This window comes from Bradyrhizobium sp. SYSU BS000235 (assembly GCF_049747295.1).
Lineage (GTDB): Bacteria > Pseudomonadota > Alphaproteobacteria > Rhizobiales > Xanthobacteraceae > Afipia.
The window spans coordinates 600,987-613,246 of record NZ_JBMHJM010000001.1 but is presented as its reverse complement, the minus strand read 5'-3'; the positions used below and the strand labels follow the sequence as shown (position 1 = coordinate 613,246).

Annotated in this window: 11 protein-coding genes and 1 riboswitch; of the genes, 6 read left to right on the top strand and 5 right to left on the bottom strand. The window is 59.2% G+C overall.

Annotated elements, in window-relative coordinates; genetic code table 11:
• Positions 1-14 precede the first annotated feature (14 nt).
• Positions 15-263 carry a hypothetical protein gene (locus ACP0KA_RS02775; RefSeq protein ID WP_424627312.1) on the top strand — a complete coding sequence of 83 codons (249 nt, stop codon included), beginning with the start codon at positions 15-17 and terminating at the stop codon, positions 261-263.
• Between the two features lie 539 nt (positions 264-802).
• Here ACP0KA_RS02775 and oxlT read toward each other — a convergent pair.
• Positions 803-2,137 carry an oxalate/formate MFS antiporter gene (gene oxlT / locus ACP0KA_RS02770; RefSeq protein WP_424627311.1) on the bottom strand — a complete coding sequence of 445 codons (1,335 nt, stop codon included), beginning with the start codon at positions 2,135-2,137 and terminating at the stop codon, positions 803-805.
• 718 nt (positions 2,138-2,855) lie between these two features.
• Between oxlT and ACP0KA_RS02765 the strand changes: the two genes are divergently transcribed.
• Entirely contained in the window at positions 2,856-3,263 is a 408-nt protein-coding gene (locus ACP0KA_RS02765; protein ID WP_424627310.1) for a YkvA family protein, read from the top strand.
• An 82-nt stretch (positions 3,264-3,345) separates the two neighbouring features.
• Here the strand turns inward: ACP0KA_RS02765 and ACP0KA_RS02760 are convergent, their stop codons facing one another.
• A complete protein-coding gene (locus ACP0KA_RS02760) occupies positions 3,346-3,540 on the bottom strand; it encodes a hypothetical protein (protein ID WP_424627309.1) in 195 nt (64 codons plus the stop codon).
• 710 nt (positions 3,541-4,250) lie between these two features.
• Between ACP0KA_RS02760 and ACP0KA_RS02755 the strand changes: the two genes are divergently transcribed.
• From ACP0KA_RS02755 to recA, 4 genes are all read left to right on the top strand, one after another.
• Positions 4,251-4,979: an outer membrane protein gene (locus ACP0KA_RS02755; RefSeq protein ID WP_424627308.1), complete on the top strand. Its 729-nt coding sequence runs from the start codon at positions 4,251-4,253 to the stop codon at positions 4,977-4,979.
• A gap of 261 nt (positions 4,980-5,240) precedes the next feature.
• Positions 5,241-5,393: a hypothetical protein gene (locus tag ACP0KA_RS02750; protein ID WP_424627307.1), complete on the top strand. Its 153-nt coding sequence runs from the start codon at positions 5,241-5,243 to the stop codon at positions 5,391-5,393.
• Positions 5,394-5,574: 181 nt separating this feature from the next.
• Positions 5,575-5,934 (top strand): hypothetical protein, encoded by a 360-nt coding sequence (locus ACP0KA_RS02745; RefSeq protein WP_424627306.1) that lies wholly within the window; start codon positions 5,575-5,577, stop codon positions 5,932-5,934.
• Between the two features lie 287 nt (positions 5,935-6,221).
• Positions 6,222-7,310: a recombinase RecA gene (gene recA / locus ACP0KA_RS02740; protein WP_424627305.1), complete on the top strand. Its 1,089-nt coding sequence runs from the start codon at positions 6,222-6,224 to the stop codon at positions 7,308-7,310.
• A gap of 230 nt (positions 7,311-7,540) precedes the next feature.
• Here recA and gcvP read toward each other — a convergent pair whose 3' ends face one another.
• Genes gcvP through gcvT form a run of 3 tightly spaced genes read right to left on the bottom strand, consistent with a single transcriptional unit; the run spans position 7,541 to position 11,945 of the window.
• A complete protein-coding gene (gcvP, locus tag ACP0KA_RS02735; RefSeq protein WP_424627304.1) occupies positions 7,541-10,405 on the bottom strand; it encodes an aminomethyl-transferring glycine dehydrogenase in 2,865 nt (954 codons plus the stop codon).
• A gap of 10 nt (positions 10,406-10,415) precedes the next feature.
• Positions 10,416-10,781 carry a glycine cleavage system protein GcvH gene (gene gcvH / locus ACP0KA_RS02730; RefSeq protein ID WP_424627303.1) on the bottom strand — a complete coding sequence of 122 codons (366 nt, stop codon included), beginning with the start codon at positions 10,779-10,781 and terminating at the stop codon, positions 10,416-10,418.
• Between the two features lie 9 nt (positions 10,782-10,790).
• Positions 10,791-11,945, bottom strand: coding sequence for a glycine cleavage system aminomethyltransferase GcvT (gcvT, locus tag ACP0KA_RS02725; protein WP_424627302.1), 1,155 nt, complete (start codon positions 11,943-11,945; stop codon positions 10,791-10,793).
• 137 nt (positions 11,946-12,082) lie between these two features.
• A riboswitch (glycine riboswitch) is annotated at positions 12,083-12,172 on the bottom strand.
• Between the last annotated feature and the right edge of the window lie 88 nt (positions 12,173-12,260).

Here is a 12,260-nt window from a genome sequence, read left to right as displayed (position 1 = left end):
CGGGGAGTGTCGCGATGCGTGTGGTTCGGATAGCGGTGTTGATCGGATTGATGACGGTGCCGGCTTATGCCCAGATGACGCCGGGTTTCAAGCTGAACGAAGAGAAACAACTGACGGACGAAGAAATTGCGCGCAACAAGGCGAATGAAGAGGCTGCCAAGGCTGCCCGCGCAACGATCCCGGACGGCAAGGCGAGTACTGATCCATGGGCAACGGTGCGAACCACCGAGCCTGCCAAGCACGTCAAATCGAAAGCCAAGTAACGGCTACCGATCAGAGAAATCGTTATAAAAAAGGCCGCTCCATCGGAGCGGCCTTTCTTGTTTTCAAGCCTTTTGCTGTTTCACGGTCGATCGACGACATTCTTAAGGACGAGACCGGAAAGTTTAACGACGAGTTCTTTCAGTCGTGCATTTTCCTGCAGCAATGCGTCAATGTCCGGATGGTCGTCGTTGTCGCGTGGTTGAGACGATAGACTATCATCTCGTTCGTGCTTTCGCGGCAGCGGCAGAGCGCTTCCCATTGGCGAACCTCCCCTAGGTTGCCGAAGTCACCCCCAGTGCATTCCAGCATTGATGCGAATCGTAACTGAGTCGCGGCAAAGCGCGCAAAGCCTTGGAAGTTGTTTTTGATCGCAACGAAACACGCCACGGTATCCTCTGAAGCCCCATGGTCGCGATGCTGACAAGGTTTCGCCAAACCTCGGACGCGATCGGGCTTGCTTTGCCCAAAATGATGAGGCTCCGACCATGATCGGAGCCTCATTCGTTTTTGTTTCAGAAGAAGAGGGTGTGGCTTTCGATCAGCCTGGGCCGCTTTGTCGCACCCCTGCAGCGACCGCTCCAGACGTCACATCCGCGGCGAGGGTCTCGCTCCCGAGAATGAACGAGCGCCGCATCGGCCGAATGACAAACAGCGCCATCAAGGCTGCCATGGCATTCAACGCAACTGCGATCACGAACACAGCCTGCCAGCCGTAGTGTGATGCAACGATGCTGGCGAGAGGGACGAGCAGCGATGCAGTCCCCTTTGCAGTGTAGAGCATGCCGTTATTCGTGGTCGCGAACTTGGCACCGAAGGTGTCGCCGCTTGTCGCTGGGAACAGGCTGTAGATTTCGCCGAACACGCCGAAATACACCGCTGTCGCAAGGACGAACACGATGGGGTTGTGGCCGTAGGCGGACAACGTCAGCAGCATCACTGCGGCTGTGCCGAACGCGATGAACATCGTGGGTTCACGACCGATGTTATCCGACACGAAACCAAAGAACGGTCGTCCGAACCCGTCGAAGATACGGTCGAGCGAGATTGCGAATGTCAGAGCTGCCATCTGGAAGCCAAACAGGCTGACCGGCTCATTCGCGATCTTGTAGTCATGCGCAATTGGTCCGATCTGCGCCGCAGCCATAAGACCACCCGCAGCCACCATGACGAATACGAGATACAGCACCCAGAAAATCGGCGTGCGCAACACCTGTGGCGGTGTGAAGTCATGCCGGGTTTGGGGAAGATTCAGTTTCTTGCGGGCAACCGGGACAGCCCGTTCCGGCCTGCGCAGGAAGAAGCCGACGATGAAGACGATAATACCCTGACCGATTCCGAAGGTGAAAAATGCCGTCTGATAACCGCTCGCCGCAATCATCTTTGCAATGGGCACCACGGTGAGCGCCGCACCGGCACCAAAGCCGGCTGCTGTTGCGCCGGCTGCGAGGCCGCGATGATCGGGAAACCACTTCAGCGCATTGCCAACGCACGTTCCGTAGACCGAACCGGCGCCGAGGCCGCCGCAGATCGCTCCAAGGTAGAGCATGGGCAGCGAGTCAGCGTAGGAATTCAGAACCCATGCGATAGTGATCATCACGGCGCCGAACATGACGACGATGCGGGGGCCGTATTTGTCGACGAACCAGGCCTCGACAGGCACAAGCCAAGTCTCGGTGAGGACGAAGAGGGTAAACGCCAATTGGATGGCGGCGCGGCCCCAGTGGAATTTTGCATCGATCGGATCGACGAACAGTGTCCATCCGTACTGGAGGTTCGCGATCATCGCCATACAGACGAGGCCCATGACGAGTTGGAGCCAACGGAACCCCCCGCCCTGGACCTCTGGCGTAGTTGCTTGTGCTTGAACGGTCATTTCAATGTTTCTCCCAACGCGCGCTTTTTGAGTGGCTTAGGGCCGTCACGCTGCGTAAGGGGAAAGTCTGGTATAATAGATGCCAGTAGGCAACCTACCTCACGAAAACGTGATGAATGGCTTGTAGGCGGTCGATTTTCTCATAAATAATTGAAATTGCTTATATTTATCAGATTTTCGGGTCAGTTTCGAATTGCGGTGGGAGAACCCTGCGACAATATTCGGAATGGACACGGAAACCACAGAGCTGTGGTCCGCGCAAGTTCTAAGCTTTCTTGAAATCGGCTGGGGCTTGCTGTGAGGAGGTTGAGCCTGATGACGGACGCAACGGGCGCGTGTCGGCGAGGCTGAAGCCAAAATCTATCGTTTCACGATACATCGCCAGGCGCAAGAATTAACGGTTATTTGTGCTCTTCGCCATCAGTCACAAAAATATGAGAGCGCAAATGCCAAACTTTAATCACGCTGCATGCGCGGCTTCGATATAGCTCCACGCCGTTCGGCTGTATCAGCCGCCGAGCGTTCCTAACTGACCTTGGCCCCGTCCCTGAGACATCGCGGACGGGGCTCTCTTTTTCCCGATCCCGATTTGTGCAGTTGAAAGTTACGGCCGTTGCCTCGATTGTTGGCGACGCATCCGATGGTCAGCAGCCTGTATCAGGAATCCTGCATTGCCTGCTCGGCTGAACGAATGACGCTGCGGGGCGGGAGGCGTTCGATGTTGGCAAATTTAAAGGCCTGGGCGAAGGCGCTGAAGCGCGACGTTCACGCGATCTACTTCGCGGCGCGTGATCCGCGTGTGCCATGGTACGCCAAGGCGCTGGCACTCGCGGTCGCAGGATATGCGTTGTCGCCGATTGATCTGATCCCGGACTTCATTCCTGTTCTTGGCTATCTCGACGATCTGATTCTGGTGCCGATTGGAATCTGGCTCGTCGTGGCGCTCATTCCTTCCGATGTCATGGTGCATTGTCGTGCATTGGCCGCAGAGGCAGAGCGGCGGCCGGTCAGCAAGGCGGGGGCGATTGCCATCATCTCGATCTGGCTTGTCGGTGCGGCAGCGATGATCTGGGTGTTTCTCGCTCTCGGTGTTGAAACAAAACACACCGACGCGCGGCCAGCCTGAAGGCGGCGAGGCTGCCACGATCACCGCACAGCCTCGCCCTTCATTGATGGATGTTCGTCTGACGGCGTCGCGCAGCCGCGCACTACCTGCCTGTTGGCGGCTGAAGCCCCCGCGACGTAAGCCAAAGATTCATTTGCGATGCGATGTCCAGTTGGCGCGCTTTCTTGTTCAACTCGTCGCGCTCTTTTCCGGCGGGCAATGCCTGCGCCTGTTCGCGCGCCTGGGCCGCCAGCAATTTCCACTTCAGTTCGATGCTTTCCTGTGTCGATCGGTTCATGACGCACTCCCTTCCGGTGATGCGGGAGCATGGAGCACTAACTCACTACGTTGCCGGGTTCAGCGTGGTGATAATTAAGCTTGCGCTTAATCGTATTGAATAGCGAGTCTTTAATATCTCCAGTTATCTGAAAAACATTCTAATCTTCGAGAGCGCTTTGGTTGGTGTGGTTTCGGCGGCGAGGCACTCATTCCAGCGGCTCGGGATTGAGGCGTGGCGCATTGTTCATCGCATCATGCATCGCGCCTGCTTCGTTGCGGTTGAGGCTTCCCGACGCCTCAGCAATCGTTGCGTGCAGACACGAACATCCGTCGCGCTTTTAACGCTCCGGCTGCCGATGGCGGTGCACGTAATCCTAATGAGCGATTGAGCGTAGCGAGTGAGCCGACCGAGCCTTGGTGCTGGTAGGCAACAAGGCCGCCCAAACGCATATCGCAGACGTATCGAATCGCGTGAAGAATGAATCGGCCTCCATCGCGGTAGTGTGGTGAGGCGAGATCTTTTGATTAACTCAATTAAATAACGTCACGTGCGCTGACAAGGTCACCAATGTTGACCAAATTAAATCGCGCGCTGGTTGAATAATCGTGTCGAAAATAACACGCTCACAATAAACCCGCGCCGGAGTGCGCGTTTAAGCCGAGTTTCATCTTTCCATTAATTCTTGCCGTCCTAGGATTTGGCTTCATCCACTTAGGGGAGCGACCTCGATGCGTTTGAGAATTGCAAGTATGATTGCGGTTACTGCGGCAGTGATTTCGACATCTGCTGTTGCGGCCGATTTGCCTGCAAAGGCTCCGCCTTACGTTCCGCCGGCGCCAGTTTGGAATTGGAGCGGATTTTATATCGGTGGCCACGTGGGCGCTGCCTTCAGGGGCGATGACAGTTTCAGCACCGATGTTTTCGGTCTGGGGGGCGGCAACAATGATGCCGCGTTCATGGGCGGCGGTCAGGTCGGTGCTGACTACCAGTTCGGATCGAACTGGGTGATCGGTATCGAAGGACAGATCAGCGGTATCTCAAGTGGTGACCGCACTTTCTTCGATGGGTTCGGCACTCTCAGCCAACGCACCGACTGGCTCGCATCGGTGACCGGTCGTCTCGGCTATACATGGGGACCGGGGCTGCTCTATGCCAAGGGCGGTGTCGCTTTTCGTGATAACGGCGGGCTGACGATGGTCTCTCTCGGAGATCCGACGTTCTTCGTTGATCGCAATGACACCGGTTACACGGTGGGTGGCGGTATTGAATACATGTTCTCGCCGAACTGGTCGGCGAAGGTCGAATATCAATACTTCAACTTCGACAACACGAACGTTACGACGCCCCTTGGATTTGCCACGGGCACCTTCGTCAACTTCCGGGACGATTTCCACACTGTGAAGGTCGGCCTCAACTATCGCTTCAACTGGGGTAGCCCGGTTCTGGCGAGATACTGATGGAATACTGAGTGAGCTTGAAATCTCCAGTTCAACTCAAAGGGCCCCGGGAATGGGGCCCTTTTTTAATTTGCCTTCTTGTCCGCGGATCTCCGCTGCTCGCTACGCGCGGGAGCACACCGGCTCTTCATGATCACCAGGCCGACGGTAATTAGGTCATGGTGCGCGCATCTCGCGAGTGACGAGGCATATATTTTTGATTGCACCCGGAAACTAAGGGGGGCGCCCCGCGTCGTAATCCCACACGCAGGGAGGAGTGCCATGAGTCTGTCGGCGTGGTGGGACTATTTGCGGCATTGGCTCGGCCCGGAACCCGATACCATTCCCGATCATTCGCACGACGGTGAGGACCGCTCGACGATGGCTGATCTTGCGCGGCTGCTCGACGAAGAGGATGCTCGGACGCCGAGTTAAGGCCTCGTGGTGTGCGGGGTCTCACCGGTCGGCAAAGTCATCAACATCGACGGCCCTCGCGCCTCCGTCCGCAAAGCCTTGCGGGGATAAGCGGGTTGCCGCCGATCGGCAGATCCCCCCGCTTGCGGACATGCCATGCGAACTTTAGCGTCCCCGAAGCGGCCACATTCGAGGATAGCAGATGCGGGCATATTGGAACGACAGTGGTCGCGAAGTGACGTCGGATATGGCGGAGGAGGTTAATCTCCATGAAGCCCGTTTGATTTGGTCCGATGAGGTTCGAGGCGTTCGGGGAAATTTCTTCGGCCTGATCGATGACCAAGACAGGACAATACAGTTCTACTTCGAAGCCAGCATTCCAGATGATGTTGACGATGCAAGGCACTTGCGGATCGTATTGATGGACTTTCCGCATCCCGAACAGCGGGGCTCATATAGCAGACGCGCCACGATCGGCGAGGTCGATGCAATGATCGAAATGGCTTTTCAGGTTGGTATAGATTTCCGCCATTTCGGCGAGCTGACGTTCAGTTCGTGGTAGCGTGAGCAGTCCCCCATCGTCAGCTTTTGACGCTATCCAGCCGTAGCCGGATGGACCGGAAGCCACCAAATTCGGGCATTGAACAGGTCACTTCACCGTTCAAAACAGGCCATTAAGGGTTAAAATAGGCCAGGACCTCGAAGGAGAAAAGAACATATTGCGAACTTGGAACAAATGGGGTACATTTCTTCCATCGGATCGATCCTGATTCCGGTCCGCCGCCCAGGGAAGCCCGACGCGAAGCCGTTTGTCCGGCCGGCGAATCCCGTACATAAGGAGGAAGACTGATGGCCCCCGCCGCCCTGCGTATCGTTGAAGGATCGTCCATGGACAAAAGCAAAGCCCTGTCCGCAGCGCTCTCCCAGATTGAGCGCCAGTTCGGCAAAGGCTCCGTGATGAAGCTCGGCAAGGCCGATCGCTCCATGGATATCGAGGTGATTTCCTCGGGCTCGCTCGGGCTCGATATCGCGCTCGGGGTCGGCGGTCTGCCGAAAGGGCGTATCGTTGAAATTTATGGGCCGGAATCGTCGGGCAAGACGACGCTCGCCCTGCATTGCGTGGCGGAAGCCCAGAAGAAGGGCGGTATTTGCGCCTTTATCGACGCCGAACACGCCCTCGACCCGGTGTATGCCCGCAAGCTTGGCGTCAATGTCGACGAGTTGCTGATCTCACAGCCGGACCACGGCGAGCAGGCGCTGGAAATCGCGGATACGCTGGTGCGCTCCGGTGCGGTCGACGTGCTGATCATCGACTCGGTGGCGGCTCTGGTGCCGCGCGCCGAACTTGAAGGTGAGATGGGCGATGCGCTGCCTGGTCTGCAGGCACGTTTGATGTCGCAGGCGCTGCGCAAGCTGACCGCCTCCATCAACAAGTCCAACACCATGGTGATCTTCATCAACCAGATCCGCATGAAGATCGGTGTGATGTACGGTTCGCCGGAGACCACGACGGGCGGCAACGCGCTGAAATTCTATGCATCTGTCCGTCTCGACATCCGCCGTATCGGCCAGATCAAGGAGCGCGACGAAGTCGTCGGCAACTCGACCCGCGTCAAGGTGGTGAAGAACAAGCTGGCACCGCCGTTCAAGCAGGTCGAGTTCGACATTATGTATGGCGAAGGCGTTTCCAAGATGGGTGAGATCCTCGACCTCGGCGTCAAGGCCGGTGTTGTCGAGAAGTCCGGTGCCTGGTTCTCTTATGACAGCCAGCGCCTCGGTCAGGGCCGCGAAAACTCAAAGGCGTTCCTCAAGGCCAATCCGGAGATGACCGCGAAGATCGAAGCCTCGATCCGTCAAAACTCAGGTTTGATCGCGGAGCAGATTTTGGCCGGATCGCCGGAGAGCGATGCCGAGGGCGAAGAGCCGGCGGAAGACTAATTGCTGTCCTTCGCGCTGTCGGACTTTCTCAGATCGTCCGACATCGCGTCGGGATGCGCATCAAACATAGATGCACCAAACATAAAGTTCGAGACTTGAGTTCGTAGCAGCTTGAGTTTTGGCATGATCCCGAAAGACGGGAATCCTTTCGGGACACAATCATGCCTTCGGAAGCAAGCGGGTGCTGCGGACGTTGAGTTGCCGACGTCCTCAGCTCCCGTTTTGTTGTGTCACTCCGCAGCCTGAGCATAGTCTGTGATCGGCGGGCACGAGCAAACCAGATTGCGGTCGCCATAAACATTGTCCACGCGTCCGACGGGGCTCCAGTATTTGTCGTTGCGCGAGGTCCCGGCAGGGAAGCAGCCGTCGGCCCGGGAGTAGGGCCGCGACCAGTTGTCGTCTGCGATGTCGTGCACCGTATGCGGCGCGTGCCGCAACGGAGACGCTTCGATTGTCCAGCGCCCGTTCTCCACATCAGCAATCTCGCGGCGGATCGCGATCATCGCGTCGCAGAAGCGGTCGAGCTCGGCCTTCGATTCCGATTCCGTCGGCTCGATCATCAGCGTTCCCGGAACGGGGAAGCTCATGGTCGGCGCATGGAAACCATAATCGATCAGGCGCTTGGCGATATCATCGACCGTAACGCCGCTTGAAGTCTTGAGCCCGCGCGGATCGATGATGCATTCATGCGCCACGCGACCCTTGGCGTTGCGGTACAGAACCGGAAAATGCGGATCGAGCCGGTTGGCAATGTAGTTCGCATTCAGGATCGCGATCTCGGTCGCACGGGTCAGACCTTCGCCGCCCATCATCAGAATGTAGATGTAGGAGATCACCAGGATCGACGCCGATCCATAGGGCGCGGCGCTCACGGGACCGACCGCGGCCGTGTCACCGCGGGTGATGTCCGCCGGAAGGAATGGGGCGAGATGCGCCTTGACGCCGATCGGGCCCATGCCCGGTCCGCCACCGCCGTGCGGAATGCAGAACGTCTTGTGCAGATTGAGATGGCTCACATCGGCGCCGTAATCACCGGGTCGGGCCAATCCGACCTGCGCGTTCATATTGGCGCCGTCGAGATAAACCTGCCCGCCGTGGCTATGAACGATGTCGCAGATCTCACGGATATGTTCTTCGAACACGCCATGGGTCGAGGGGTAGGTGATCATCACGGCGGCGAGGTTACCGGCATGTTGCGCAGCCTTTTTGCGCAGGTCGTCGACATCCACGTCGCCGCGTGCATCGCAAGCAACAACGACCACGTCCATGCCGACCATGCTGGCCGATGCCGGATTGGTGCCGTGAGCCGAGGACGGAATGAGGCAGATCTTGCGATGCGGCTCGCCGCGGGCATGGTGATAGGCGCGAATGGCGAGCAGCCCGGCATATTCACCCTGGGCGCCCGAGTTCGGCTGCAGCGACACGGCGTCATAACCAGTGATATCCACCAGCCATTTTTCAAGCTGCGCGAACATCGCGTGATAGCCCGCCGCCTGCTCCTTCGGCGCGAACGGGTGCAGATTGCCGAACTCCGGCCATGTCACCGGAATCATTTCGGTGGTGGCGTTCAGCTTCATGGTGCACGACCCCAGCGGGATCATGGCGCGGTCAAGCGCCAGATCGCGATCCGAAAGCTTGCGCATGTACCGCAACAATTCGGTCTCGGAGCGATGGCTGTGGAAGACCGGATGGGTCAGGAACGGGCTTGTGCGCTTGAGTTCGGCCGGCAGCGCATCGCGGGCCTCGCCCTCAATTTCGGCATAGGTGAGCTTGCCGCCGAACACGCGCCAGACCGCTTCGACGATCTCGGGCGTTGTGGTCTCATCCAGCGCGATACTGACGGTCGTCCCGTTGAGGCGAAGATTGACTTTCTCATGGGCGGCCCGGGCAATAACGTTGTGCCGGTCGCCGTTGACGGTCACTGTGACCGTATCGAAATAGGCTGCGTCGTGCGGTTCAAAACCAAGTTTCTTCAATCCGGCAGCAAGCACTGACGTGCGCCGGTGCACGGTGCGCGCGATATGCGTCAGCCCTTCCGGACCATGATAGACCGCGTACATCGACGCGATGACTGCAAGCAGCACCTGCGCCGTGCAGATGTTGGAGGTCGCTTTCTCGCGGCGGATGTGTTGTTCGCGCGTCTGTAGCGCGAGCCGGTAGGCGGGCTGTCCGCGCGAATCCACGGACAGGCCCACGATGCGCCCGGGGAGCGAGCGTTTCAGGGCATCTTTGACGGCCATGTAAGCCGCATGCGGTCCGCCATATCCCATCGGCACGCCAAAGCGCTGCGTCGATCCGATTGCGATATCGGCGCCGAGTTCGCCTGGCGAGGTGACCAGCGTCAGCGCCAGCGGGTCTGCGGCGATCACTGCGACGCCGCCCTTCGCCTTCAATGACGCAATGGCCGCGCGCGGATCGCGCAATGCGCCATGGGTGCCCGGATATTGGAACAACGCGCCGAACACGTCCGCCTTGTCGAGCTCGCGCGCGGGATCGCCGACGATCAGCGACCAGCCGAGCGGCTCGGCACGGGTGCGCAGCACCGCGAGCGTCTGCGGATGGACCTCGGCATCGACGAAGAAGGCCTTTGTCTTCACGGACGACGCGCGTTCGGCCAGCGCCATCGCTTCCGCCGCAGCCGTGCCTTCGTCGAGCAGCGATGCATTCGCCACATCGAGGCCGGTGAGATCACAAACCATGGTCTGGAAGTTGAACAGCGCTTCCAGGCGCCCCTGACTGATCTCCGGTTGATACGGCGTATATGCCGTGTACCACGCGGGATTCTCCAGGATATTGCGCTGGATGACGGCGGGCAGGATGGTGTCGGAATATCCCTGGCCGATCAGCGACGTGACCACCTGATTGCGCGCTGCGATGTCGCGCATATGCGCCAGCGCGGCGGTTTCGCTGAGTGGTGTTCCGAGATCGAGCGGCGCTTTCTGGCGGATCGACGGCGGCAGGGTCTCGTTCATCAGCGCGCTCAGGTTTGAGGCGCCAACGGCCTCCAGCATGGCGTCGATGTCGCGCGGCGAGGGGCCGATGTGGCGCCTGGCAAAATCGACAGCGGGCTCGGCGGCTTTGCGATGAGCGGTCATGACAGTCTCCTCAGGCCGTGTGGGCCTTGTAGGCGGCCTCATCCATCAGGCCGTCGAGTTCGCTCTTGTCGGCAAGGCGCAGCTTGAAAAACCATGCGGCGTTGCCGGGATCGGAGTTGATGAGCGAAGGATCGGCAACAAGCGCATCGTTGACTTCGATCACTTCGCCGGTGACCGGCGCGTAAACGTCCGATGCGGCCTTCACGCTCTCGACGGTGGCGGCGGCTTCCGCCTTCTTGAGTGAGCGGCCCACCTTTGGCAGTTCGACGAACACCACGTCGCCGAGTTGAGTCTGGGCGTAGTCGGTGATGCCGATGGTGGCGACGTCACCTTCGATCTGGAGCCATTCGTGATCGGATGTGAAAAGCGTTGTCATGAACAGTCCTCAACGTTTGTAACCATTGGGAACGAAAGGCATGGGCGCGACGCGCATGGGCAGACGCTGCCCGCGCACTTCGGCAAAGATGACGGTGCCGTCGACGGCGGAAGAGGAGGGCACGTAGCCCATGGCGACCGGCGCATTGACGCTCGGGCCGAACCCGCCCGAAGTTACGGTCCCGATTGTTTCTGTGGATGTCTCATTGGCGAACAGCGGGGCACTCTCGCGCACCGGCGCACGGCCTTCCGCTTTCAGACCGATACGGCGTCGGGTCGCGCCACTCTCGAATTGCTTCAGAATGGTCTCGGCTCCGGGAAAGCCGCCGGCGCGGGCACCGCCAGCGCGACGGCTCTTCTGGACAGACCACTCCAATGCGCCCTCGACCGGCGTTGTGGCGGTGTCGATGTCATGGCCATAGAGACACAGCCCGGCTTCGAGCCGCAAACTGTCGCGGGCGCCAAGCCCAATCGGCAGCACGGCAGGATCAACCAACAGTGTCGTTGCGAGCCGCTCGACCTGATCGGCCGGCACCGAAATCTCGAAACCGTCCTCGCCGGTGTAACCAGAGCGTGACACGAAACAATCGATGCCGATCACGCGATGTGGCCCTGCATCCATGAAGCGCATTCCTGCAACGGTGGACGAATGTTGGGCCAGCACCTCGACCGCCTTCGGTCCTTGCAGGGCGATCAGCGCACGATTCGATAACGGCGTGATGTCGCAGACATCGGACAGGTTCGCGCGCAGATGGGCTTCGTCGTCCGCCTTGCAGGCAGCATTGACCACCAGAAACAGGTGGTCTCCAAAGTTTGCCACCATGAGGTCGTCGAGGATTCCGCCCTGACCGTTGGTGAACTGCGCGTAGCGCTGGCGGCCCGGTGCAACTCCCAGAATATCCTGCGGCACCAGCCGTTCGAGGGCGATCGCGGCGTCTCCCACTTTGCCGGACTTCGGCCGCAGGGCGAGCTGGCCCATGTGGGACACATCAAACAGGCCGGCGGACGTGCGGGTGTGGAGATGTTCCTTCAGCACGCCGGCTGCATACTGCACCGGCATTTCGTAGCCCGCGAACGGCACGATCTTGCCACCGCGCGACACGTGAAGGTCGTGCAGCGGAACGCGCTTGAGACTGCTGGTTGAGGATTGATCGGCGGCTAGCATAACGAGGCTCCTGACGGATCCGGGACCAGTTCCCGAAACTCTGTCGAAGCCCCATCTGTCGCTGCGCCTGAGAGTATTATCCCGTCGGCGGATGCCGCACCGGACACCCGTCCGGCCGCATCTCTTTCCAGATTTTAGGTCGTCGCACGGTCCTTTTGCCTGAGAGTTTCCGGGGCGGTTGCTCCTTCGGCGCCGGCACAAGGCCGGTCTCTCCCGACGCGACGTATCGAATACATGGGGAGGAGAACACCGGTTTCGAGGGGCTGTCAACGCGGCTGAGCGAGCTATCAACGGCCCCTTTGCAACCCCCTGATC

Excerpts from the sequence above, each read along its gene's own strand:
- ACP0KA_RS02775 (WP_424627312.1), top strand. The coding sequence starts at position 15 with ATGCGTGTGGTTCGGATAGCGGTGTTGATCGGATTGATGACGGTGCCG.
- oxlT (WP_424627311.1), bottom strand. The coding sequence starts at position 2,137 with ATGACCGTTCAAGCACAAGCAACTACGCCAGAGGTCCAGGGCGGGGGG.
- ACP0KA_RS02765 (WP_424627310.1), top strand. The coding sequence starts at position 2,856 with ATGTTGGCAAATTTAAAGGCCTGGGCGAAGGCGCTGAAGCGCGACGTT.
- ACP0KA_RS02760 (WP_424627309.1), bottom strand. The coding sequence starts at position 3,540 with ATGAACCGATCGACACAGGAAAGCATCGAACTGAAGTGGAAATTGCTG.
- ACP0KA_RS02755 (WP_424627308.1), top strand. The coding sequence starts at position 4,251 with ATGCGTTTGAGAATTGCAAGTATGATTGCGGTTACTGCGGCAGTGATT.
- ACP0KA_RS02750 (WP_424627307.1), top strand. The coding sequence starts at position 5,241 with ATGAGTCTGTCGGCGTGGTGGGACTATTTGCGGCATTGGCTCGGCCCG.
- ACP0KA_RS02745 (WP_424627306.1), top strand. The coding sequence starts at position 5,575 with ATGCGGGCATATTGGAACGACAGTGGTCGCGAAGTGACGTCGGATATG.
- recA (WP_424627305.1), top strand. The coding sequence starts at position 6,222 with ATGGCCCCCGCCGCCCTGCGTATCGTTGAAGGATCGTCCATGGACAAA.
- gcvP (WP_424627304.1), bottom strand. The coding sequence starts at position 10,405 with ATGACCGCTCATCGCAAAGCCGCCGAGCCCGCTGTCGATTTTGCCAGG.
- gcvH (WP_424627303.1), bottom strand. The coding sequence starts at position 10,781 with ATGACAACGCTTTTCACATCCGATCACGAATGGCTCCAGATCGAAGGT.
- gcvT (WP_424627302.1), bottom strand. The coding sequence starts at position 11,945 with ATGCTAGCCGCCGATCAATCCTCAACCAGCAGTCTCAAGCGCGTTCCG.